The sequence below is a fragment of the Sporosarcina highlanderae genome, from assembly GCF_030433715.1.
GTDB lineage: Bacteria > Bacillota > Bacilli > Bacillales_A > Planococcaceae > Sporosarcina > Sporosarcina highlanderae.
Window position 1 is genome coordinate 92,353 of record NZ_JAROCC010000006.1, and the last position, 21,782, is coordinate 114,134.

The 21,782-nt window shown below is 37.8% G+C and carries 27 protein-coding genes and 1 pseudogene; 5 read left to right on the forward strand and 23 right to left on the reverse strand.

Annotation, left to right across the window (positions count from 1 at the left end; all coding sequences use genetic code 11):
• Positions 1-37 precede the first annotated feature (37 nt).
• The gene (locus tag P5G49_RS09250) at positions 38-547 is read right to left on the reverse strand and encodes a YfiT family bacillithiol transferase (RefSeq protein WP_301243297.1); all 510 of its coding nucleotides are present in this window, start codon (positions 545-547) and stop codon (positions 38-40) included.
• A 137-nt stretch (positions 548-684) separates the two neighbouring features.
• On the opposite strand from P5G49_RS09250, the gene P5G49_RS09255 reads away from it, so the two are divergent.
• On the forward strand, positions 685-3,228 hold the full coding sequence (locus P5G49_RS09255; protein ID WP_301243299.1) for an ABC transporter permease subunit: 2,544 nt from the start codon (positions 685-687) through the stop codon (positions 3,226-3,228).
• A gap of 103 nt (positions 3,229-3,331) precedes the next feature.
• Here P5G49_RS09255 and P5G49_RS09260 read toward each other — a convergent pair whose 3' ends face one another.
• The 7 genes and pseudogenes from P5G49_RS09260 to P5G49_RS09290 all read right to left on the reverse strand — a co-directional run.
• Positions 3,332-3,679 carry a hypothetical protein gene (locus tag P5G49_RS09260; protein ID WP_301243301.1) on the reverse strand — a complete coding sequence of 116 codons (348 nt, stop codon included), beginning with the start codon at positions 3,677-3,679 and terminating at the stop codon, positions 3,332-3,334.
• A gap of 94 nt (positions 3,680-3,773) precedes the next feature.
• Entirely contained in the window at positions 3,774-4,697 is a 924-nt protein-coding gene (locus tag P5G49_RS09265; protein ID WP_301243303.1) for a hypothetical protein, read from the reverse strand.
• A 30-nt stretch (positions 4,698-4,727) separates the two neighbouring features.
• Positions 4,728-5,585: a hypothetical protein gene (locus P5G49_RS09270; RefSeq protein WP_301243305.1), complete on the reverse strand. Its 858-nt coding sequence runs from the start codon at positions 5,583-5,585 to the stop codon at positions 4,728-4,730.
• A gap of 154 nt (positions 5,586-5,739) precedes the next feature.
• Entirely contained in the window at positions 5,740-6,177 is a 438-nt protein-coding gene (locus P5G49_RS09275) for a hypothetical protein (RefSeq protein WP_301243306.1), read from the reverse strand.
• A gap of 21 nt (positions 6,178-6,198) precedes the next feature.
• Positions 6,199-6,435, reverse strand: coding sequence for a hypothetical protein (locus P5G49_RS09280; protein WP_301243307.1), 237 nt, complete (start codon positions 6,433-6,435; stop codon positions 6,199-6,201).
• 125 nt (positions 6,436-6,560) lie between these two features.
• Positions 6,561-6,902: an NIPSNAP family protein gene (locus P5G49_RS09285; protein WP_301243528.1), complete on the reverse strand. Its 342-nt coding sequence runs from the start codon at positions 6,900-6,902 to the stop codon at positions 6,561-6,563.
• Between the two features lie 23 nt (positions 6,903-6,925).
• A pseudogene (locus P5G49_RS09290) lies at positions 6,926-7,183 on the reverse strand (DinB family protein); the annotation flags it as partial.
• Between the two features lie 246 nt (positions 7,184-7,429).
• Between P5G49_RS09290 and P5G49_RS09295 the strand changes: the two are divergent.
• A complete protein-coding gene (locus P5G49_RS09295; RefSeq protein WP_301243309.1) occupies positions 7,430-7,603 on the forward strand; it encodes a hypothetical protein in 174 nt (57 codons plus the stop codon).
• 201 nt (positions 7,604-7,804) lie between these two features.
• Here P5G49_RS09295 and P5G49_RS09300 read toward each other — a convergent pair whose 3' ends face one another.
• From P5G49_RS09300 to P5G49_RS09355, 12 genes are all read right to left on the reverse strand, one after another.
• Positions 7,805-8,578, reverse strand: coding sequence for an APH(3') family aminoglycoside O-phosphotransferase (locus P5G49_RS09300; protein ID WP_301243311.1), 774 nt, complete (start codon positions 8,576-8,578; stop codon positions 7,805-7,807).
• 29 nt (positions 8,579-8,607) lie between these two features.
• Complete coding sequence (locus P5G49_RS09305) at positions 8,608-8,985, reverse strand: nuclear transport factor 2 family protein (RefSeq protein ID WP_301243312.1); 378 nt, start codon at positions 8,983-8,985, stop codon at positions 8,608-8,610.
• Between the two features lie 52 nt (positions 8,986-9,037).
• The gene (locus P5G49_RS09310; RefSeq protein ID WP_301243313.1) at positions 9,038-9,751 is read right to left on the reverse strand and encodes an HAD family hydrolase; all 714 of its coding nucleotides are present in this window, start codon (positions 9,749-9,751) and stop codon (positions 9,038-9,040) included.
• 102 nt (positions 9,752-9,853) lie between these two features.
• Positions 9,854-10,045 (reverse strand): hypothetical protein, encoded by a 192-nt coding sequence (locus tag P5G49_RS09315; protein WP_301243314.1) that lies wholly within the window; start codon positions 10,043-10,045, stop codon positions 9,854-9,856.
• A gap of 43 nt (positions 10,046-10,088) precedes the next feature.
• Positions 10,089-10,613 carry a hypothetical protein gene (locus tag P5G49_RS09320; RefSeq protein ID WP_301243316.1) on the reverse strand — a complete coding sequence of 175 codons (525 nt, stop codon included), beginning with the start codon at positions 10,611-10,613 and terminating at the stop codon, positions 10,089-10,091.
• 69 nt (positions 10,614-10,682) lie between these two features.
• Positions 10,683-11,348: a tetratricopeptide repeat protein gene (locus P5G49_RS09325; RefSeq protein ID WP_301243317.1), complete on the reverse strand. Its 666-nt coding sequence runs from the start codon at positions 11,346-11,348 to the stop codon at positions 10,683-10,685.
• Between the two features lie 333 nt (positions 11,349-11,681).
• Complete coding sequence (locus tag P5G49_RS09330) at positions 11,682-11,987, reverse strand: DUF3243 domain-containing protein (RefSeq protein ID WP_301243318.1); 306 nt, start codon at positions 11,985-11,987, stop codon at positions 11,682-11,684.
• Positions 11,988-12,002: 15 nt separating this feature from the next.
• Positions 12,003-13,031, reverse strand: a complete 1,029-nt coding sequence (gene splB, locus P5G49_RS09335) for a spore photoproduct lyase (protein WP_301243320.1) — start codon at positions 13,029-13,031, stop codon at positions 12,003-12,005.
• Positions 13,028-13,282 (reverse strand): transcriptional regulator SplA domain-containing protein, encoded by a 255-nt coding sequence (locus P5G49_RS09340; protein ID WP_301243322.1) that lies wholly within the window; start codon positions 13,280-13,282, stop codon positions 13,028-13,030. Before P5G49_RS09340 ends, splB begins: the two co-directional genes overlap by 4 nt.
• A gap of 135 nt (positions 13,283-13,417) precedes the next feature.
• Positions 13,418-14,839: a VWA domain-containing protein gene (locus tag P5G49_RS09345; RefSeq protein WP_301243324.1), complete on the reverse strand. Its 1,422-nt coding sequence runs from the start codon at positions 14,837-14,839 to the stop codon at positions 13,418-13,420.
• 17 nt (positions 14,840-14,856) lie between these two features.
• On the reverse strand, positions 14,857-16,038 hold the full coding sequence (locus tag P5G49_RS09350; protein WP_301243326.1) for an AAA family ATPase: 1,182 nt from the start codon (positions 16,036-16,038) through the stop codon (positions 14,857-14,859).
• Positions 16,039-16,193: 155 nt separating this feature from the next.
• Positions 16,194-16,493, reverse strand: coding sequence for a hypothetical protein (locus P5G49_RS09355; protein ID WP_301243328.1), 300 nt, complete (start codon positions 16,491-16,493; stop codon positions 16,194-16,196).
• Between the two features lie 210 nt (positions 16,494-16,703).
• Here P5G49_RS09355 and P5G49_RS09360 point away from each other — a divergent pair, with 210 nt between their 5' ends.
• The 3 genes from P5G49_RS09360 (at position 16,704) to P5G49_RS09370 (ending at position 19,122) form a co-directional block, all read left to right on the forward strand.
• On the forward strand, positions 16,704-17,486 hold the full coding sequence (locus tag P5G49_RS09360; protein WP_301243330.1) for an amino acid ABC transporter substrate-binding protein: 783 nt from the start codon (positions 16,704-16,706) through the stop codon (positions 17,484-17,486).
• 45 nt (positions 17,487-17,531) lie between these two features.
• Positions 17,532-18,191, forward strand: coding sequence for an amino acid ABC transporter permease (locus P5G49_RS09365; protein WP_301243332.1), 660 nt, complete (start codon positions 17,532-17,534; stop codon positions 18,189-18,191).
• Between the two features lie 184 nt (positions 18,192-18,375).
• Entirely contained in the window at positions 18,376-19,122 is a 747-nt protein-coding gene (locus P5G49_RS09370) for an amino acid ABC transporter ATP-binding protein (protein WP_301243333.1), read from the forward strand.
• Between the two features lie 61 nt (positions 19,123-19,183).
• Here the strand turns inward: P5G49_RS09370 and P5G49_RS09375 are convergent, their stop codons facing one another.
• From P5G49_RS09375 to P5G49_RS09385, 3 genes are read right to left on the reverse strand one after another with little or no spacing between them, the layout of a single operon-like run.
• The gene (locus P5G49_RS09375; protein WP_301243335.1) at positions 19,184-19,750 is read right to left on the reverse strand and encodes an NADPH-dependent FMN reductase; all 567 of its coding nucleotides are present in this window, start codon (positions 19,748-19,750) and stop codon (positions 19,184-19,186) included.
• Positions 19,751-19,768: 18 nt separating this feature from the next.
• Complete coding sequence (locus P5G49_RS09380) at positions 19,769-20,824, reverse strand: LLM class flavin-dependent oxidoreductase (protein WP_301243337.1); 1,056 nt, start codon at positions 20,822-20,824, stop codon at positions 19,769-19,771.
• A gap of 2 nt (positions 20,825-20,826) precedes the next feature.
• Positions 20,827-21,771 (reverse strand): ring-cleaving dioxygenase, encoded by a 945-nt coding sequence (locus P5G49_RS09385; protein ID WP_301243339.1) that lies wholly within the window; start codon positions 21,769-21,771, stop codon positions 20,827-20,829.
• Positions 21,772-21,782: the final 11 nt, after the last annotated feature.

A 21,782-nucleotide genomic window follows, 5' to 3' on the forward strand; every position in this document is an offset into this window, starting at 1 on the left:
ACAATATGACCTATTTTTCTTAAGTCAAATGAACTTATCATCTTGATAACGCCATTTTTATATGCGCTAAGTGGTGTTCTTCATGCCAGGCTAATTTCCTAAGTTTTGTCGCAACTGTTATTTCCCCATTTTTCTGATGAGTGAAAGTCCGATTTAATTGCTCTTCAGTTATATGATTTCCTAAAGATACGATACGCTCGTTTATACCTTCAAGCATTTTAATGGAACTTTCCGCAGGAAGCTCTGTATCCGGTTGGATCGCCCACTTCTCCTCATCGAAACCCGGAACTGTTGGATTATCATCCGTCAGAGCAAGCTTCAAGCGTTGATACATGTTTAACTGTGAATCCGCAATATGATGAACAAGTTGCAGAACTGTCCAAGCACCATCGCGATAAGTTTTATTTAATTCCTCGTCACTCAAATGGTCAACCGTTTCTCTTAAGCGAGTAGTATAAGTTTCGATTTCCTTTAGCCACTCTTGAACATTTTCTAAAGTTACATTTTCAGGAACTTGCAAATCCCCAATTGGATATCTTACGTCCATTTCCCATTCCCCTTTTCTCTATTAATTATTTTTTAGTTACTTTTATTTTCACCATTATTATACATTACTTTGAAAAAAAATGAATTTTAGTAATATTGTAAGTTAAGAGGACAAGTTTATAGGTAAGGGGGGTTTCAATGTTGCTAAGGTTTGAGATTCTAAAGTCTTACAGACAAAGAAAGCTGTTAGTCATTTTCATACTTCTTTTGCTTGCAGTCGGCAGCTTATTTTATCGGAATACAATGGTTCAAGATGAGATTAGTAAAAAGGCGACGGATGAGGTTCTTACTCATATAGATACTGGAATGGTGCTAAGGAAAGATTATGAGCGGAAGATTGAAGAGGTAGGCATGACTCCGAGGGTTCAGGAAGGCTACGATAATATGAAAGCTATGAATACAGCCATCCGTGAATGGGAGGATGCAATTCATTATAAAAAATGGGATGCAATCCCTTCAATTAAGAAGAGATTTTATGAAACGATTCTCCAACAAAACGGCTATGGATATCCTTATGGGGATTTGCAAGGAGTGGAGTTGGAAAAAGAAGTGGCGTTAACAAATCGATTGGTAGAGCTTCAACTTCCGTACGGTGAAGAAATCTTTCCATTATCCACTTCCAACTTCATGTACTCAGCAAATAGCTCTTTTTTAGCGTTATTTGGGATTCTATTGCTCCTTGTGTTATTCGGGGATAGCGTTACTTCTGAATATCAGCAAAATACGATTCGGACTTTGAATACGCAGCCTCTGACCCAACTCCGGATTTTAAGTTCAAAAATAGAACTACTGATAACCGTTTCAATCATTGTATGGTTTGGGATGGCAAAGATTTCTTTTGTAACAGCATTTTTGTTCGGAATGAAAGGAAGTTTCCACTATCCGATACTAACGTTAACTGAAGAATCCTTTACAATCATCCCGATCTATCAGGCGATTATTCAGCATGGCATCCTCTTCTTTGTTGTATCGCTATTTATGTACTGCTTATTGTTATTCGTTAGTGTGCTTATGAGAAAACTGTTTAGTACGCTTGTTGTTCTCCTGCTTGTCATGATCACTGGTCTTGTAACAGCAGCACAGTTTTCTATTCTGCAGTCAAAATGGAATCCTTTCTTCTACTTTCAAATTGAAGAAATCATCGAGCGACCGTACATGATAGGTGGATTCACTTCCCTTTGGATCCTTGTTGCCTATTCATTCCTATTGTTCATGTTAAGTTGGTATTTCACAAGGAAAAATGTTTCGTTCGCGAAGGAAAAACCAGTGATCAAGCCATATGCACGTGGTGAAATATATGGAACCGATAGAAGAGCTAATCTTATTTTCGAATGGCGGAAGTTGAAAAGGCAGAATACAATTATCCCTCTTCTGTTTATGTTAACTTTGTTTGCTGGTGGAGGTTTCTTATACTTCAACCATACAAAAGTGTTGAATGAAAAATTTGAAGTCTCTCGGTTGAATGATTATGAGATTTCCTCATTTTTTGCACTAATAGAGGAAGACATTAAAAACTCAGAGCAGTTAGTTTCATTCTTGGTTAACAAAAAAGATTCGCTTAGTGATGAAGAAATGCTACAAATGGAAATTGCAAAAGCTACTATTCGTGACCAAAGACCTCACTTGGAAGCACACAAGGTAGAATTGAAGGAAAAAAGAAAAACGAAGCAAGCATGGGATGAGGAAAACTGGACGAACTTTTACAATGAATATATCAAGAACATTAAGTGGAAAAGCGGCGATACTTCCCTCTATCCAGGCATTTTTATCGATAATGCACCGACTGAACGAGGAGGGTATGCTAACCTAAGCTACAAAGCAACGATAAGTGAAATGGAGTTACTATCTGAGAGGAATTTACGTCCGATTTTTCCTTTAGTCTTCGCTAATTTAACGATGTACGATCGATTTCCAAACCCTATCGACCGATTGGAATTTATCAAGCGAGAGAAAAAGGTCGATAGTTCCGGTCTTTATTATCTTTACTTATTCTTTTCAGATAACCTTTATGCAATCCTGATGTTACTCCTTGTCTTTTTGTTCAGTGCTGGGTTCGCTGCTGAAAGAGGCAAGAAAAATACGTTTTCCTTCTTGCTCACGCAACCAGTCAAGAAAGGAACGATCTACTTCAGCAAATTTGCTATACCCGCAGGTGTAACTTCAGCTATTACGATATTCGCTGTTCTTTTGATTGTACTCATCGGGACGATCGGAAACCGCTTAGGTGACTGGAATTATCCTATCCTGTTCTACGACTCGGAGGTAGTGACAGCTCAGGAAGGTTATGCAGGAATCATGGCGCAAGAAGGTGGATTTCATTTCATCGACCTGGGAACTTATGTAACAGAAGCCACGTATATCCTGATTGGAGCCCTTTTATTCAGTATGGCACTTGTTATATTCATTTCTCTATTTTTTAATCACCAAGCTATTGCAATGATGACCGGAGGCATTTTTGTAATTTTAGGTGTTTCACTAAAAGGATTTGATTCTTTCTCGTCCTTCGCACATCTTTCACCGTTTACGTACTTGGAAGTGCCCAAAGTCACTAACGGCGAACTTGCAACAATTCTTAATAATCCGCTCATATCTACTACAACTGGCATCGTGGTATTGCTTACATGGACGTTCCTATTGTATGTAGTAGGATTGATTATTTTTAAACGAAAAGCTTGGATTTAGATGGAGAAATTCTTTCAAGAAAATCCGTGAAAAATCGCCAGGTAAGCACACTTCTATGGGAAGCGTGCATTTCTGGCGATTTTCGACTCGAAGGACAACAATGCTATGACAATTTCCAAGCTGGAATTAAAGAATGGAATTGGAAAAAGTAACTTATGATAATATGAAAAACAGAATAAAGCGCTAATATGGTTAGGTAGGTCAAAAACCAAATATGAAGTGGTTTGTTTAAAAACAGATAAAGTAATATCATCCCGACCGGAAATGGCACTAGGACTATTAACCAGATAGGTGCATTAAATACCTCAGTAAGAGCGCCAAGTGAAACTACTGAAATCCCAATAACAAATCCTTGCCAGATAGCAATATTATTCTTAATTAACGCACTTCCTAAAATATAGGACATAGAAGTAAGGACAATTGATAGTACGAAACTAAAGAAATAGTTCATTACTTCCCTCCTGTATAAATAAACTGGACAAAAAAAATTAAAGCTCTTAAAAGATAAATCATTTGGCTGCCATTCTGTATGATAGCTGCTTTCGTCACTCTTTAGATTTCACTTCATACAAATAAAGTTCGTCACCATCTAAAAACAGCAACATGTTCTCCCGGTTATTCACCAATTGCGCTTCGAGAGACATACCATCTGGTTTCACCAGCGCGATTTCATGGACAATCTTATATTCATCGCCTTCACGCTGAAGCTCCAAAAGTGACCTGCTCCATCTATCCTCATACGCAACGACCGTATCCCCGGCAATCGCAAACGACCGGAAACCCATTCCTTCGGGAGAATAATAAATGGTGCGCATCTGTTCTCGCACGCCAATCTTCGATTCAATGCTAAAGAAGAACCAGATCGCCCCACTAACATCACCATTCAGAGCCAAACACTCAAAAATCGAACATGTCCTGTCCTCTTCAAGGGAATCTATCTTGCGACCAGCAGCATCCCAACCGACGAGCCCGCTACTGCCGACCGGCTTCTCCCAACCATAATTACCGTAAACCCCTTCATCAAAGTATCCTGTCCAAATCTCTTGGTTCCTTGTAACATACACATGCTCAATTCCATCGCCTAAACAAAACGATCGGATAAAACGCCCATTCTTATCGTAAACCCTTGCATTTTCTTCAATATTCTGCGCATCGTGATAATAAGAACGAGCACAGACAAGCATGAAATGCTCCTCATCAATCGGCTGTATATAGTGATAATTCCACGTCTCTTCTAACAAATGAATCACAGTCGTCTTTCCATTCTGAAGATGCTCGACATGATAACTGTAGCTTTTCTCCGTAACCGTGGCAGGGAAACTGCCTTTAATTAGAGGAGGACGATCTTCCGTTAGTAGGATAAATATATCGTTATGATGTCCGATAGCGATTGAAACTGGAATCATATGTTTTAACTCCTCCTGCAGCTTGGCAATTGGAGTTACGGGAATTTTTACTGTTGGTTGCATTTTTTATTCTCCGCCTTCCAAAGCTTCTTGTTATCCAGCAGTCAAAACCATAAGAATGCTATTAATATCTTCTTTCGTTGCTTTATACCATAAATTAAAAGTAGATTCCTTATCACTCACATGAATGTATTCATCATACAAGGTCATTTCATATATATCCCCAAAATAGTAGAAAGAAAATTTCTCAGTATAGTCGCTTGCTGCTGGACGGGTATCCATTTCTTCCTTTTTTATTGCAATAAAGGATGATGCTATCCCTTTTATTCGAAGACTGTCTAATACTGGAAACGGAAATTCTTTTTCCCCGAAAACCATTCCACTATTGTATAACTTACTAAACAAGTGTTCATCAAGATCACCAATCGGATTTGACAAATAAGCCTTTGCTAACTGAGTAAAATCTCGCTCACTCCGATAAAACGTATCCATTTCAGTGTTCATAAAGAAACCATTTTCCAGGGAGTAAAAGGAATATTTCTGATCACCTGAGAATGCGTGAAAAGTAAATTCTATTGGAAATCCTGCCGGATACGGATTCTCAGTTTGTACAATACCAACAAATCGATTTTGGAACGCCTCAATGATCAATTTGGAATCTATCACTATTTCCTGATCATACGTTTCCAAAATCACCTTATCCCAATCGACTTGTAAAAAATCCGGTTTAATATATGGATGTTCTTGTGGGGAATCACTTCGCTGACCCATTTTAAGTTTATTATTTAATTCTTGATTATCCTTATTTAGGTCTTCTATTTTCACAATTAGTTCTTCATTTTGAGTCACTAAGTTTTCAACCTTCGAAGCCTGATTTGCATTTTGATTTGACATAACTACGAGAAGAATAATTAAAATTGCAATCAATAAAGCGTTTATAACCTTTGGCATGCTTGCACAACTTCCCTCCCAAATTATCCATTAATGTCCGGAGCTATGATATTTGAGTAATTGATAATAGCATTGCAATGTGAAATGAACTTTATCAAATCGCATATTAGTTAGTGAGGTCTTGTCTATACAAAAATTCTTCCTCCGTTCCTTGTTATCCTTCACTAATACCGTCTAATGCCTCCTGTATTTCTTTTTCGAATGGCACATTGCCTGAATTAAAATCTTGTTCATGAACATAAAAAATTAGTATATTCCTCTTTATGAATGTACTGGAGGATACAAGATCCATTGTCGCAGTCTTTTCATCAAATTCTTTTTCACCATTTTCACGTTCGATTTCTGTTTTAAATTCAAAGATAAAAAACGGTTTTCCACTTAACTCATACGTCTTAGGTTTAACATTTCCAAGTTTCTGGCCAAATACATTATTAGGAAATTCTGCTTCTGCCAACTTAACGCCATTTTCTTGTAATGCTGTGACTACTTCTTCCTCTTTAATATGGGAGCTGTCGCTTACTTGAACAGATTGACACGCAGCTAAAAACAACAGCAAACATAAACATAAATATTTTCTTATTTCGTTCCCCACCTTTGAATCTATTCAGTCCAATTAGTCACTGAACTCATTGAAAAGCACCTCTAATTCCCTTTCGTCGTACAAATCGCCGCCAGCACTTATAAACTTTTCAATCTCAATTGACCCATCTTCCATGAACTCAATTTCCCACCGCTGTCCCGGCACCGCAACTTCCACCATAATGGCCTCCGGTCTTACTTTCGAAAGTCTATAAAAAATCTTATTGTCATCAAGCTTATTAAGAAGGTCATTTAAATTATTTGTTATCATGATAATCACTTCCCGGTAAAATTTTCAATAATGCATGGAAGCTCGCACAGATCATCGACTATGAAATCCGCATCAACATCTTCCCATTGGGAATTCTTTTTCCAAATCCCTACCATCCCGCCACCTTATTTAATCAACGTTGTCTTTATCTCTTCGTTCCGCACTTCCAATAAATAATTATTAAAGACATAGTCTCTACCGCCGTGTTTTTCATACCATTCTTGAACTCGCTGTACATGGGCTTTATCATTTCGTACACTTTTTTCAATTTCAACGTAATCTTCATAACTCTCATATTCCCAAATTGCTAAAACTTCAGTAGTATCTTCGTTATGTGGTATCATCCATCTCCCAATCAATTTCGCCCCATGTTTTAGTTGATTGGGTAAGTTAGTCTCATTGAAATGAGTATTAAAAATATCAACAAATCCATTCTTTACAATGTAATGCTTCCTTCTAAAAAACAAATCTTCCACTCTCTCTTTCAGATTTATTTAATCGTTTGAGAGGCAAGACCGCGCCCTATAAAGTTTGCAGAAACAGGCTTTTTCCCTATTTCTCTTGCCCAAATTGATAATTGTCCGATATGGTGAATTTCATGTGCAATGATATGTCGGATGACCTCTCCCCATGTACCAGTCACCATTCTACCGTCTGGCATGGTATCAGAAAATAGTTGCTTTTCCATACTGTCATCCCAGTTTTTCACAAAGCTCTCCACTTCCGAACGAAAATCCGCGTCCAATTTTCCACCTAGACCACTCTTCTAACCATCCAGTTATATTGAAAAAATGTTTGCATTGAATTTGTCGTCTTCAATGTTATACACCCCCTTATAATTCCTTTTAAGTAATTATATCATGGATGCATTAGCAGTTTTCGAAAAATTCATTCATCAGTAAATTTATTTCAATCTATAGTTAATATTGGTATTTATTCACATGAATCAAAAAGGAATATCTAATCCATCATAACGCCATGGAGGTGATTAATTATGCCAAAAAACAACAATAGAAACCAAAACCGTAATCAAAACAAAGATCGCAATAACAATGAAAATCAAAAAGATATGCGCACTGAATTTGGCAATGAGTTTGATTTTGAAAAGGACAATGATCGTAAACAAGATGCAAAGAATCAAAATGACGACGATTGTATCGACTGTTAAATCATAAAAACAAAAAACGACAGGAATATCCTGTCGTTTTTTGTTTAGGTACCTGTGCAAGAAACATTCGTGTTAATTCAATCAATTTGAATAAAAATACACTTTTTAGATTCAAAGGTTGCAATCTCAGCTTGCATTTTTCATCTATATTCAATTGTATTGTATAATTTGAATAGTTTGCTGCACAGGTACCAAAAAAACTCAATAAAACTCATCCAATAGTTGATAGAAATCAACCTTTGTTTCGTCCAAATCGGTCATTCCATATCCCGTTAGAAAGAATGGTACATATTCCTTTCCAAAATTACTTGTAATACTTCGTATCGCTAAAGCCAAATCTTGATATTTGTCTGCGATCCCTGCCCTGCCCCAATCAATAAAACCGCTCACTTTTTGTTTTTCAATAATTACATTTGGCAAACAATAGTCACCATGAGTAAAAACAAGCTCCTCATCTAACGGCCTTTTTAAGACGAGCTCCTCAAAAAGCTCGATTGCTTTCCTTCCTCTTCGTACTTCATCAAAATCATCTTCATCAACCAGGCCTTGTCCTACTCTGTTCTTTGCCTCTTCTATTTTCACTTCCAAACTTTGATTAAAAGGACAACTATCTATCCGCACACTATGTATCGTCTTAAGGCCGGCTCCTAATGACTCTAACATGGCAGACAAATTGCCCCGATGTGATTGATCCGAAGCAATTACGCCTTTTAGTTCAGACATCAACAGGTATTCATTTGCTTCGTCCTTCTCGTAATATAGAACACGTGGCACTGGCAGCTTGCCTTCCAACCAATCCAATTTCTCCTTTTCATCAAAGAGACGTTCAACCGAATGCACCGGCTGCACTTTAAGAAATTGATTCGCAAGTGAGCCTTTTAACAAGAACGTCATCGCCTCCGAATGGCCAATTGTAATCTGTTCCCAATCGAAACCGTTTGTCAATTTTGCTAAGCTTGAAGGGATTTCTATCAACTGAACCACCGCCATTTCACAGTTCTTTACTATCTTTCCAACTCAATATACTCCCTTAATAACTTCCACTGCTGTTCCTCTTTTCTCCATACAAACATGCACTGGGCATGATAAGGCTCGCCGCCTATAACATTAGTTTCCCTACCTATTACAACTACTTCATTACCATCATTACGTTCAGCAATTGAAAGGATTCGTAAACTTTTTTCTGCATGGTCCATTTCTTTTAGGACCCCGTTAAGGTCATAGTCATAATAATAAGGGTCCGGTTGAATGATAGTTGAATGCGCCCAATATCCTACAAAGTTTTCTGACATTAACTGCCTAATCCCATCCCCATTTTTGCTTATAAACCCTGCGTTCCAGGCTTTAAAATATTCATCTAACACTTCCTGTATTTTCTCCATTTTCCCAAACCCCCGCTTCTTCCACATATTGCGGAACTCGCTGTCGAATTCACTATGTATTCATCCCATTCGTCACTTTAGGATGGATTTTTTTATTGTTAAGCGATGATAGAGTTGACTTGGATAATATTGCTTTAATCTCAATCAAGTCATCAATAACCAAATCAGCGTGAGCAAGTTCATCTTCCCTTGCAAAATCGAAGTTGCACCCTACGGCAATTAAACCGTTTTCTTTAGCCGCATTTATATCCGATAGGCGATCACCTACTACTGCTCCATTAGTGATTCCATATTTCTTTATAATACTATGAACTAATTCGGATTTATTCAATGAGTCAATTTGTTGAATACTGAACATTTCCGTAACCCAATTATCCAAATTATAATAACTGGCGATAGCTCGTAGATATTCGGTTAAACCATTACTTGCGATGTAGATTGAATAATTATTTCCCTTTAAGTAACTGAATACTTCCTTTACATTAGGATATAAAGCGCCTCTTCCAATGCTTATATTTTCTAATAATCTTTTCAGGAAAAACGCATCTGTGTAGTCTCTTTCTTCATTGGAATGGTTTGGCAACAAAGTTTCCCATACTTTCGGTAAAGGTACGCCCATAATTTCACGGTATTTTTCAATAGGTGTCATAGTGTTCCATTTATCCATTGAACGTAGATGCTCAAAAGTATCTTCAAGTGCTAATTCTAAAATTGTATCTGTTTGAAAGAGTGTTCCATCCATATCAAAAATTATTGCTTGCGACATTGCTTCCTCCCTCTTGATTTATTCTTAGCATAAAGATAATTACAATTGAATTATAGACGGTTTCTCCCATTCTCCTACCTCCAATCTCGCTAACTAAAGAAATTAATTAATAAAAAAGACGTACAAAAAAGGAGTAGACAAAGCTATTCCAAAACAAATAGGAGCTGCTGTTTTGGATTGTTTTGCAATACGCTCATCGGCCTTATGCAGACTCTCAAAAAATGAAAGAGTAAAGTAAAAACTAAAGAAAATAAATACTATCGAAACAAATAAAATTCCAATCCATCCCATCAACGCTTCCAACTCCCTAAATTTACAATCTGATTTTTACTTGATGTCATTTAAATCCTATTTTATAAAAAACCTTTCCATTCTTTAATAAATATACGCCAAGCAATAACTGAATAACTGTTATGACAAGGTTATGAATAATGAAGTCCATTTGAACACTAGTATCCACTAATTTTGCGGATGAAACAAACATTACATTAGCTACTAACTGAAACGCTTTCGGTATAGAATAAATGATCAGAACTAAACCTGACAACTTCATAAACAGCATGAACAACTCTCCGGCCATGGCTCCGTATTTCTCATCTGCCCCCCGAAAAGCAAATTGAATGATTGACTCACCACTCTTTAATAAGTAAATCCCAAATGCCATAAGTAACACAGGATAGGCTGCCTGAAAGATAAGGGAAAGACGATAATTCGTAAGGTCTACATTTGTCATCAAATCTGATAGATTGTAGATTGAGTAGAAAGAATAAACAACAGAAACAACGTGAGTTAAGCTCCAAATGATCGTTAGAACACCGATAATCTTTAAACCTGCTTGAAAAAATACTGTAGGTTGAAACATATCAACACTCCTCTATTCCGTCAGTTTTTTATTTCACAGAGAATTTGTGTTTACCACCGACTTCAGCGACTAATTGTGAAACAAGCAAATTTCGTCAAGCATTCTTTTAACCTCATCTACCGCAACAAGTTCATTAGCCTCTTTAAATGATAATATTGATTGTTCAAAATACCCCTTTGCCCTTTCAATCTCACCTTTAGCGTAGAAAATTTCTCCAAGCCCCCGTAAAGAACATCCCAAAGCAATGGGATCGTTTGACTGCTTGGAATATTGAAGGGATTGATTCATAAGTTTTTCAGCCTCAAGTAAACTATCTTTCTTAAATAATATATATCCTTGTTCGAAATAATTGGCCGCAAAACCCACGTAAAAATCCGGAAAATTGTTCATCAATAAATTAAATTCTTCATTAAACAATTCGATTGCAACATCATAGTTTTCTGCCATGCGTTCAACCATGCCCAATTGATGTATTGCGACAAGTTCATCTTGAAGATTCGAATTCAATTTTGCTATTTCTCTAAGTTCACTATAAATTGACCTTGCTTCATCATATTTCTTCAGTTCACTTTTTACATACCCGAGCCAATGCAACGCCACTTCGTAGTTATGAGAGGTTTTTTCAATTGTACTAAGACATTCATGATAGATTTCTTCCGCTTCAGAAAGCCGTTTACTCTCAAATAGTTCAAATGCCATTTCTAACATACCATCAATAGATTCAGCGCTCCCCATTGCTTCCCCCCCGCCCTTTCCTTCAAGCCAATTATATCATGAATTGAGGTATTAATTTCTAAATATTTATTCAAAACAATAAACATCTTACTTGTCTTTTGGAATATGTAAGCCATCATTACTTTACATAATATTATTATCATTATGGAGGTACCTGTGCAACAAACATTCATGATAATTCAATCGAATTGAATATATATACATTCGTTTTAAATAAATGTAACTAAATGGCATTTCGTTTTTATTTTTATGCAATTGTAGTGTATTATTTGAATTGTCTGCTGCACAGGCACCAAAAAAAATCCCAAGGAATCCTTGGGATTTTTGGTGTCATTAAGCTTTCTTTACCATTTTAAGTAGCATATGCGAAAGTGTATGCTGTTCTTCTTTGGTTCCTGAGTTCCAAAGTTCCATTAAAATTTTCTCTTCCCTGTTACGAGGGTTTTCATGTTTGGCAAGATAACCAGCAACTATCTCCGTGGTCTTAGCAAGTTTTTCTTCACTCAGTCCCATGTTCTCACCTAACTCAACTTTTTCAGCAAGATACTGCTTAAATTTATTGAAGTTTTCCAAAATCTCGTCTTTTGTTTCATCGTTAACCTTTGCCAATTCTTTTTGTACCTTATCTTTCATATCCATTGAAATCATTCCTTTCTATGTGAAATACTCTAATTTCGCTTCGGGGAAAAACTTCTCCATATAGGCATAGAGATGGGTCTTGATATCCTCTTCCTCTTCTTTTTGATAAATGTACTTACCAATTCCATATTTACCCCATTTATATCTTCTCTTATCCTCATCTAACTCTAATTTTGTCATGGGGTAATTCTTTTCAATTACCCTTTTTGCGGGCTTTGTAAATCGATGTTGGATAAATTCAAAAGTTAAATCCTTTTTTGCTTCGGGAGGCAATTCAGCCTCGAGGCGTTCGAACATATGATAATATCCATCCTGCCAACCTTCATGAAGATAAATCGGAGCAACAATAAACCCTAAAGGATAGCCAGCTCTCGCTACTTTTCCAGCTGCCTCAATCCTCTTTGCTAAAGGCGAGGTCCCAGGTTCAAAATACTTGATAACATAGTCAGCATTAACGCTGAATCGAAAGCGTGTTTTCCCATTATGCTTAGCATCCAGTAAATGATCGACATGATGGAATTTTGTTACAAACCTTAGTTTTCCATACTCCGATTCACCAAAATGTTCAATGGCTCTTTTCAACGTATGTGTTAAATGATCAATTCCTACAATGTCGGATGTACAGGATGCTTCAAACCTTGTGAAATCCGGAGCACGTTCTGCCATATATTTATCCGCAGCATCTAATATTTCATCAACATTCACATACGTTCTGATATATGGTTTGCTTCCCATAGTCGTTTGTAAATAACAATAATGGCAATGCCCCATACAACCCGTTGCAAAAGGGATTGCATATTCCGCAGAAGGTTTCGAGGTGTCAAACTTAAGTGTCTTTCTAATTCCAACAACTAATGTGGATTTGGCAACCCGATATTTCTGGAAATCGTTATCACCTGGGAGATTTCTAACCTGGTTATGGGAAGTTGTATATCTAATTTCAACATTCGTCTTTTCAAACTTATCATGAAGCACTTTCCCTAAGGGGTAGTTAAGGGCATCTGGTTCAAAATAAATCAGCTTAGGTGTAAATGGCTTATTCATTCAATTCGACCCTTTGAGCTGTCTCCATAATAGTAATTATAAGCTTGGTTCGCCTCCCTCTCAGATGGATAAACAGCCACTTCGCTTGAAAGGGGGTAATAGTCTTCATAAAGAAATAAAGCAAGTTCATCGGGGTTTTCAGGACTATTGACAACAGCTGCACTCTGTACATTGGCCACATCCTGAGTATGTGGGTTCCGATAGAAAACATACACAATATCGCCGGCACGATAAGAGTCGTTTCCGTTCATTTCCTCACTCCTTGTCATTGTTGTACATTCGTTTCCTTAACCTGATTTCTACTTTACTTTGACACAAATTCCTTATAATAACCCTTCCAATTAATGGACATTATAATATGGATTGATTTTAACCTAACTAATTCCCTATACCTCAAATGCGGTATAACTTCCTTCGTCATCAAAATCCTCAACTTCAATAACTCTATCGGCAAACCGTCGCACCGTAGTACTATTTGTTCCTACAAGTAGAGAAAGGACATTAAATTCTTTTGATTGCTTTGTTTTATTAAATGATTCAAGAAATGAATCGCTTACTCGACCTTCACCATCCGTGATAAAAATAATATCAGCTTGTTGAAAACGACTTTTGTTGATTACTTGTAATGCTTCGTTAAGCGCAAGTTCATAATTTGTGCCACCTCTTAAATAAGTTTGTGCAAGCTTGATCATTTCAGACGTTTTAATCTTTCCTTTTTCATACGTGTACGTTTTACAATGCGTTGAAAAGAATATCACGCATAAATTTCTTCTCTGCCTTCTTGCGATTGATATAAGGGCAAGGGTAAATCCTTTCGCCTGCTTGTCAAGACCACTCATACTGTCCGATTGGTCGAGACAAAGTACAATCGGCCCCTTTTTAAGCACTTCAGGTCCCCTTTGTTCAAATTGCATAGTTTGCCCTTCTGCAAAACGACGTAGAAAATCCATCCTTGTTTGCGGATGTGTATATAAGCTAAACTCAATCGTCAGTAAGTTTTCAATGTCTTTCCCAATAGAAATGCCTCTTCTTTGTATGTACCGGCTTTTTTTCACCTTCTGCTTTTCCCAAGCAATTTGCTTGAACCGACCTGCCCAATCAGCTATTTCTTTTATCATTTTACTATAAGCAATCTTCTCTGATAGTAAAATTTTGTCGCGTAAAGGTACCTTGAGAAATTCTGCATCTGTATTACCTGCACGTACTCCTCCTAAAAAAGAGTTCAGTCCATTCTTTAATTGTTCGACCTCTCGACTAACCTGTATTAGGACTTCACTGAAGCTTTCGCTTTTGTTCCCTATTACTTCTTGTAATTTAGCATTCAACTTATTCATTTCATCGACGAGGTTATTTCGAGGATTTTCTTGGAACTTTTGCTTTTGAAGTTGTCTATACAGAAGAGTAATCCTAATTGCCTGTTCTTGGAGTTCCACTTCTTTCTCCAGTTGCTGAATGATCCATTGGTTTGTCTTTTCTCCAAGCTTAATTGTCCCTATTGTTGACACCAGTTCATTTAAGCGTGTGAAATTCCGAAGATATGAAAATTGTTCATTCTCCATAAGGTTCTCCATAAGGAATTTATTAACCGATAGAAAACCTTCTGCATCTGTAGTTGTTATTACTGGTTTCATTTTAAATAAAGAAGCCCAAATATCTCCAAGGAGTGGTTCAATTGAAGGTAGCCAAGCTTCATGAATAATCTTTCGGAGACCTTCCGACATTTCTAAAATCTCTTTGAAGCGCCTTTTGTCGAATGAATCTGTATTCAACACCGAAAAATTTTCGGTGTCGACTTCGAATTTTCTCACCACACCTTCACTCCATTTCACATTCGATAATAGATGCCGTAAGAATCCTCAACTTCATTTTTCTCGTTAAACGCATTAAAATACAAGGGTTCTAAAGCGGAATTTAAGATTTCTTGCTCGTGTGATTTTACTTTAACAAGTAAGGCTTCAATTTCCACATATCGGTCTTCGTGATTCGTTTTTAGAATTTGGAGATCAGACTCCAATGCCCTCATTTTTTGAATAGCTTCCATTCCAGCTTCTATTGAATTATCTTGCCTAATTGAATTGGCGACTTCATTTGCTTCTTTTCGAATTGAGTCGAGTACTCTTATCACATTGTCCTGCGCATGTCTACGAATAATGACTGAAACTGTCTCTTTTTGATCAGCCGTTTCCCAAAGAGCATTTTCAAGGATAATAATATCCTCTATCAATACGACTCGTCGTTTTCGAATCAAAGCTCTTGCCTTTAATATGCTTAATGACTGCTTGAACCGCCGATCAGACGGACGTATCCCTTCATCCTTTAACTCATTACGGATTTTTGAAATTGCAGTGTAAACTTCATTTTCGATAACAACACGATCTGTCATGTTTTGTAAACCTAACAATTGTTCCATTGTCATAGTCGGCATTTGCTCCAATTGTCCAGCATCTTTCATCATTGAGATAAAATTATTATCATCAGCTAAATAATTAAATTCAAAACGAAGGAGAAAACGGTCAAATAACGCCTCTAATCCCTCCCCTTCCTCCGGATATTCATTTGACGCTCCAATTACAGTCATGAGAGGGACTTTCTTGGGTGTACCGTTGTTATAAAAAACCCTCTCATTAATTAGTGTGAGTAAACTATTTAATATAGCGCTGTTAGCTTTGAAAATCTCATCTAAAAACACTAAATTTGCTTCGGGCATTTTTTTGTGAGTATTTCGTTTATATTCTCCATGCTCTAATTCCTTCAACGACAATGGGCCAAATAACTCCTCCGGTGTACTAAACCTTGTTAGCAGCCATTGAAAATAATTTGTATCTTGTATTGTTTTCGCAAGTTCTACGGCCAATGCCGATTTTGCTGTACCTGAAGGACCTATCAGGAGAATATGTTGTCGTGATAATAGCGCTACAAGAATCGCTTCTACCTCAGCTTCCCGCTCATAAAACTTAGCATTAAAAGCTTTTATTATTTCATCCAATTTGGATAGATTACTCTCCATTCACCACTACTCCCGTCCCGCAACGTGTTTTCAACAAGCTTTTCCAACTCGATCATTTGCTATTCCAAATCCACTACAAATTGAAAAAGGCCTGCACAGAGAATCAGTTTCAATGACTTTCTATACAGTCCCTTATTTCAATTTCATCTAAAAATCTAATCATTTTCTTTTTTATTAGCATTAACGCCATTTGGTTCAATTCCGAACTGCGCTACCCCTTGCGAACGGAATTCACTTGGTTCTTCTTGAAAAGAAAACCCTTTTTCAAGTTTACCCACCGGGTCGATTCCATTTGGTTCCGGTCCAAGCTCACTGTCTTTTGTATTGTCAGAAAGAGCTTGAAGATGTTTTGTCGATTTTTTTCCATTTTCAACAAATTCATTTTTGAATTCGTCCCCTCTTCTTTCATTCCCAAGTTCTTCCTCTGAATACAATCCTCTGAACTTTTTATCCATTGGGGAAACCTCCTTTTTCCATACCTTAATTAACTTACAATAACCGTTTATTTTAGAATGCAAACATTTAGGGCATACATGACCGTAGAATACAAAGTATTCCGGATATTCATAAGGGGGTTCTATTGTTCTCATATTCATGATATATTATTTACTACTTTAATACGCTAAAGCGGTGAAGTAATTTACATTGACAAAGGGGATAGAAAAATGAAGAAATTTATGATGGTATTAATAGTTTCGTTAGGGTCTTTACTTTTTATATCAGGTTGCGGAAGTTCAAATTCCAATTCTTCTTCAAAAGAAAATACTCTCGTCATAGGTGTAGATGATAAATTTGCACCCATGGGGTTCCGAGATGAAAATAATGAACTTACCGGCTTTGATATCGAATACGCTCAAGCGGTAGCTGAAAATATGGGTATGAATGTTAAATTTCAGCCGATTGATTGGAAAACGAAAGAAACTGAATTAAGTAGTGGACGGATCGATTTAATATGGAATGGTTATACAATTACGGATGAAAGAAAAAAGAAGGTTCTATTTACAAAGCCCTATTTGAAAAACGCACAAGTCATTGCAACACTAAAAAACTCGGATATCGCTAACTTGAATGACCTTTCAGGAAAGAATGTAGGATTACAGGCACTTTCTTCAGCTGCCGATGCATTAAATGCCAATCCGATCAGCTCAGAAATCAAGTCAATTTCCGAGTACTCGGATAACGTACTTGCCTTATCTGATTTGAAAGCAGGCCGGGTGGAAGCCGTAGTCATTGACGAAGTCGTCATCGATTATTATATGGCGAAAGAAGAAGGCACTTTTAAAGTGATTGAAGAGTCATTGGCACCAGAACTGTATGGAATTGGCGTCAAAAAAGGAAATGAGGCATTGCTTGAAAAACTGCAAGCTGCTTTGGACAAAGTGAATACTGACGGCACAGCTACTGCAATCTCTGAAAAATGGTTCGGGGAAGATAAAGTTTTAAAATAAGGATTATTGTTCGCTTGCAACGCAGATTCAAGGGAGTGTATGACCATGACGATTGACTATTTAATATCAATATTAATACCTATGCTTGAAGGGGCCCGCGCGACAATCTTTCTCTTTCTTATTGCCATCGTTGTTTCGATTCCTTTAGGGTTCTTGTTGACGTTGGCAGTCAGAAGTAACATCAAGCCCCTTTCATGGCTTGCTAGTTCATATATTTACGTGATGAGGGGAACTCCTCTTTTACTGCAGCTTCTGTTCTTGGTCTTTGGACTTCCTCATATTCCAGGTATCGGTCAATATTTGGTTATCGATCGATTTGTCGCCGCTTGCTTAGGTTTCATCCTAAATTATGCCGCTTATTTTGCAGAAATTTTTAGAGGTGGTCTGCTTGCTATCGATAAAGGACAATACGAGGCATCTAAAGTGTTGGGTTTAAACAAGTTTCAGACGTTGACCTATATCGTGTTGCCTCAAATGTTCCGTATTGCCTTGCCAGCGGTAGCAAATGAGTCAGTTACACTAGTGAAGGATACGGCCTTGTTATATGCAGTGGCCGTCCCAGAATTATTGCATTTTGCGCAAACAGCAGTAAATCGGGATTTTACAATTATTCCATTTTTGCTCGCCGGCATCATTTATCTCCTCATAACAATATGTTTAACATTTATCTTTAAATGGTTGGAACGCCGCTTGCAATACGATTGATTGTGAAGGTCCCTGTGCAAGAAACATTCATGTTAATTCAACCAATTTGTATAAATATACACAAACTTAATATAAATGCACGAACAACAGCTTTTCGTTTTTATTTTCATGCAATTGTAGTGTATTTTTTGAATAGTCCGGCACACAGGTACCAACAAAAGGTACCAACAAAAGGAGTGATATCATGTCTATCTTACAAGTCAATAAGCTAAAAAAATCATTTGAGCAACTAGAAGTTCTTAAACAAATCAGCTTTGATGTGGAGAAAAATGATGTTGTCGCTGTTATTGGACCTTCTGGTTCTGGGAAAAGCACAATGCTTAGAAGCCTCATTCATCTCGAAGAAATCGATGGTGGAAGTATTACCGTAAACGGCGATTATCTTGTAAACGAAGGAACCTATACATCACCAAAACAAATTAAACAAATCACGTCCCGAATGGGAATGGTGTTTCAGCATTTCAATCTGTTCCCCCATTTAACAGTAGTGGAAAACTTAGAGCTTGCGCCAAAACTAGTAAAGGAAGGAAATGCACATCAGAATCGGAAGGACAGCATGGAGTTGCTTGAAAAAGTCGGTTTATCAGACAAAGCAAATGCCCTACCTGGCAAACTTTCCGGTGGCCAAAAACAACGTGTAGCCATTGCGCGAGCTTTGATGAGAAAACCTGATATTCTTTTATTTGATGAACCGACTTCTGCACTTGATCCTGAATTGACTGGTGAAGTCCTTACGGTGATTAAAGATCTTGCAAAAGAGCAAATGACGATGGTGATCGTGACGCATGAAATGGAATTTGCGAGAGATGTCGCAAATAAAGTTCTTTTCATGGATAATGGTGAGATTGTTGAATCCGGACCTCCTGTGGATGTTCTCATAAATCCCAAAATGGAGCGCACAAAAAAATTCTTATATCGCACTAAACTCTGATATTCAATTTTTTCCCCAATAAGAAAGAGCCATTCTAAAAATGGCTCTTTCATCAAGTGTGCTAAAAATCATATTCCTCGTCTTTTTTCATACGAATTGCCTTGAAAGCATCTACGATTACTACTGTATCCTCTACCAAACGTTCCAAGCGGAAAAGTATATCGTCATTGACAATTTCTTTACGTAAAAAATCCTTTTCTTCAATAAAGACATATGTTGGAACGATGTGGGCTTTCATATACGCTAAAACCGGTTTTAATTGCTGCTCTACCATCAAATAATGCTTTGCTGTACCAGCAGTTACTACAATGCTGACGACTTTATCGCGGAACGCGTTTACTGGCAGCAGGTCAAAGATATTTTTCAATGTTGCCGGAATGGATGCCTGAAATACTGGCGTCCCAATGATAATGGCATCTGCTGCCATTATTGTCTCTGTGACGTATTTTGTATCCCCTTCATATTCGAAATAATTACGCCCATCACTAAATTCAACTTTGTATTCGGCTAAATCAAGAAGCGTGACTTCATGTTCAGGATACTTTTGCTTAAACATTTCCACTGTTTTCAGCATTGCAGTTTTAGTCTTCGAACCGACAATTGAACCTGATAACGCTACAATCTTCATTTTATTCCCCCCTATTCTTTATTCGGCAGTGTATTTCTTTATCGCCGGAATGACATCGTTCCCGATGATTTCGATATTCTTCATGATTTTCTCAAATGGCACGCCGCCAAAGTCAATTTGGGCCATAAAGCGTTGCATGCCGTAAAGCTCGTATTGGTAAAGCAATTTTTCGATAATCTGCTGTGTACTGCCCACCATCAACGCATCGCGTGTATCAGGCGCTTGAGCGAATTGCTGTTTTGGGTAGCCACTGCCACGAATTGCCTGGAAACCGCCATTAATATGCGGATACATACCTTGTAATGCCTCTTTTGTTGTATCGGCAACATAGAATAAACTTGTCGTTGCAATAGGCAGGTCTTTTGGCTCGAACCCACTACGCTGCGCTGCTTCACGATAAGCATCAACTGAAGGTTTGAAATTAACGGCGGGGCCTCCAAGGGTCGTCAACATCATCGGGATTCCCATGTACCCTGCCTTAATGGCACTCGCAGGCGGACCACCAACCGCACGCCAAATTGGAAGTGATCCGTTTTTCGGCTGAGGCAAGATTTGCGCATTTTGTAACGGGGCACGGTATTCACCTTGCCATGTCACATATTCTTCTTCATTTAGTTTTTTCAGCAGTTCCAGTTTCTCCTCGAAAATCTCTTCATAATCTTGTAGATTAACACCTAATAACTGATACGCACCTACACGGGACCCACGGCCAGCAACAATTTCTGCACGACCATCTGAAATCAAGTCGATCGTAGCAAAGTCCTCATACACTCTTACAGGATCTGAAACACTTAACACTGTTGCCGAACTTGTAATTTTGATCGTTTTTGTCGCTTGAGCAATTGCACCTAAAACTACGGTATGTGCCTGTGTAGTAAAGTAGCTTTGATGACTTTCGCCGACACCAAAGACATCTATTCCCGCTTGTTCCGCAAGTTTACTCGCTTCGATCAATTCATTTATCCTTGCTTGAGCTGATAATGTTTCACCTGTTAGGGGATTTGGAATTAGATCGCCCAATGAATAAAGCCCAAATTCCATCCCTTTAGATGGATCAATACGATATTGTTCCATTATTAATCCTCCTCGATTGGTTGCAGTATATTTTCGATTTCGGCACGACGGCCTTCTAAAAATGGAGGCAGATCCAACTGTTCACCGAGGTTTTCAATCTCCCCATCGATTGTAAAACCTGGTCCGTCTGTTGCAATTTCGAATAGTATTCCGTTTGATTCACGGAAGTATAAGCTCTTGAAGTAGTAGCGGTCCACAATACCAGAGGAATGGAAGCCACGTGCCCTCACCTGTTTATCATAGTATTCAAGCTCTTCATCATCTTTAACACGGATGGCTAAATGATGTATGCTACCTCGACCCGGTCTTTCAGTAGGACCATCCAAAAATTTTACAACGATTTCTCCAAACACTTCACCTTGGACTGATTGTAAAATTGCCTCTTCCTCTGTACGTGATACTTCGGTATACCCAAAAAGATCCGTCAATGTTTTCACTAATTTTTCAAGTCTACGCACTGTAATTTCCACGGAACCCATCCCCTGAATCTGATGCTCTACCGGAACAGATGATTTTTCCCATGTTTCCCAATGGTCAACCTTTTCCCCATTCGACACAAGAAGTACCATTCGGAGCCCTTCAGCATCTTCAAAAAAAAGGGCAGGTTTATTGGCATAAGTTGTAATGTCACCATGTTTCACACCCAATTCCTCAAATCGCGCTTTCCAATACTTCAGGCTTTCTTCCGAAGGTACAAGTAAACCGATTTTGGTGATTGCATTTGTTCCTCTATACGTGCGTCCAGAAGCTGGTATTTCAAAAAACGATAACTCTGTCCCCGGACTTCCTGTACGGTCTCCGTAAAACAAATGATACATTGTCGGGGAATCTTGATTTACCGTCATTTTTACACGACGTAACCCAAGGATGTCTCTATAAAATCTGTTAGTAGGCTTTGCCTCTTTTGTAATCATGGAAATATGATGATGACCCGGAATTGTATACATGTGAACTTCCT

Coding starts and splice junctions, on each gene's coding strand:
- P5G49_RS09310 (WP_301243313.1), bottom strand. CDS start 9,751: ATGTCGCAAGCAATAATTTTTGATATGGATGGAACACTCTTTCAAACA.
- P5G49_RS09250 (WP_301243297.1), bottom strand. CDS start 547: ATGGACGTAAGATATCCAATTGGGGATTTGCAAGTTCCTGAAAATGTA.
- P5G49_RS09350 (WP_301243326.1), bottom strand. CDS start 16,038: ATGGAGAGTAATCTATCCAAATTGGATGAAATAATAAAAGCTTTTAAT.
- P5G49_RS09360 (WP_301243330.1), top strand. CDS start 16,704: ATGAAGAAATTTATGATGGTATTAATAGTTTCGTTAGGGTCTTTACTT.
- P5G49_RS09305 (WP_301243312.1), bottom strand. CDS start 8,985: ATGGAGAAAATACAGGAAGTGTTAGATGAATATTTTAAAGCCTGGAAC.
- P5G49_RS09255 (WP_301243299.1), top strand. CDS start 685: ATGTTGCTAAGGTTTGAGATTCTAAAGTCTTACAGACAAAGAAAGCTG.
- P5G49_RS09270 (WP_301243305.1), bottom strand. CDS start 5,585: ATGCCAAAGGTTATAAACGCTTTATTGATTGCAATTTTAATTATTCTT.
- P5G49_RS09325 (WP_301243317.1), bottom strand. CDS start 11,348: ATGGGGAGCGCTGAATCTATTGATGGTATGTTAGAAATGGCATTTGAA.
- P5G49_RS09375 (WP_301243335.1), bottom strand. CDS start 19,750: ATGAAGATTGTAGCGTTATCAGGTTCAATTGTCGGTTCGAAGACTAAA.
- P5G49_RS09330 (WP_301243318.1), bottom strand. CDS start 11,987: ATGGATATGAAAGATAAGGTACAAAAAGAATTGGCAAAGGTTAACGAT.
- P5G49_RS09295 (WP_301243309.1), top strand. CDS start 7,430: ATGCCAAAAAACAACAATAGAAACCAAAACCGTAATCAAAACAAAGAT.
- splB (WP_301243320.1), bottom strand. CDS start 13,031: ATGAATAAGCCATTTACACCTAAGCTGATTTATTTTGAACCAGATGCC.
- P5G49_RS09280 (WP_301243307.1), bottom strand. CDS start 6,435: ATGATAACAAATAATTTAAATGACCTTCTTAATAAGCTTGATGACAAT.
- P5G49_RS09320 (WP_301243316.1), bottom strand. CDS start 10,613: ATGTTTCAACCTACAGTATTTTTTCAAGCAGGTTTAAAGATTATCGGT.
- P5G49_RS09365 (WP_301243332.1), top strand. CDS start 17,532: ATGACGATTGACTATTTAATATCAATATTAATACCTATGCTTGAAGGG.
- P5G49_RS09370 (WP_301243333.1), top strand. CDS start 18,376: ATGTCTATCTTACAAGTCAATAAGCTAAAAAAATCATTTGAGCAACTA.
- P5G49_RS09380 (WP_301243337.1), bottom strand. CDS start 20,824: ATGGAACAATATCGTATTGATCCATCTAAAGGGATGGAATTTGGGCTT.
- P5G49_RS09265 (WP_301243303.1), bottom strand. CDS start 4,697: ATGCAACCAACAGTAAAAATTCCCGTAACTCCAATTGCCAAGCTGCAG.
- P5G49_RS09385 (WP_301243339.1), bottom strand. CDS start 21,771: ATGTATACAATTCCGGGTCATCATCATATTTCCATGATTACAAAAGAG.
- P5G49_RS09340 (WP_301243322.1), bottom strand. CDS start 13,282: ATGAACGGAAACGACTCTTATCGTGCCGGCGATATTGTGTATGTTTTC.
- P5G49_RS09355 (WP_301243328.1), bottom strand. CDS start 16,493: ATGGATAAAAAGTTCAGAGGATTGTATTCAGAGGAAGAACTTGGGAAT.
- P5G49_RS09260 (WP_301243301.1), bottom strand. CDS start 3,679: ATGAACTATTTCTTTAGTTTCGTACTATCAATTGTCCTTACTTCTATG.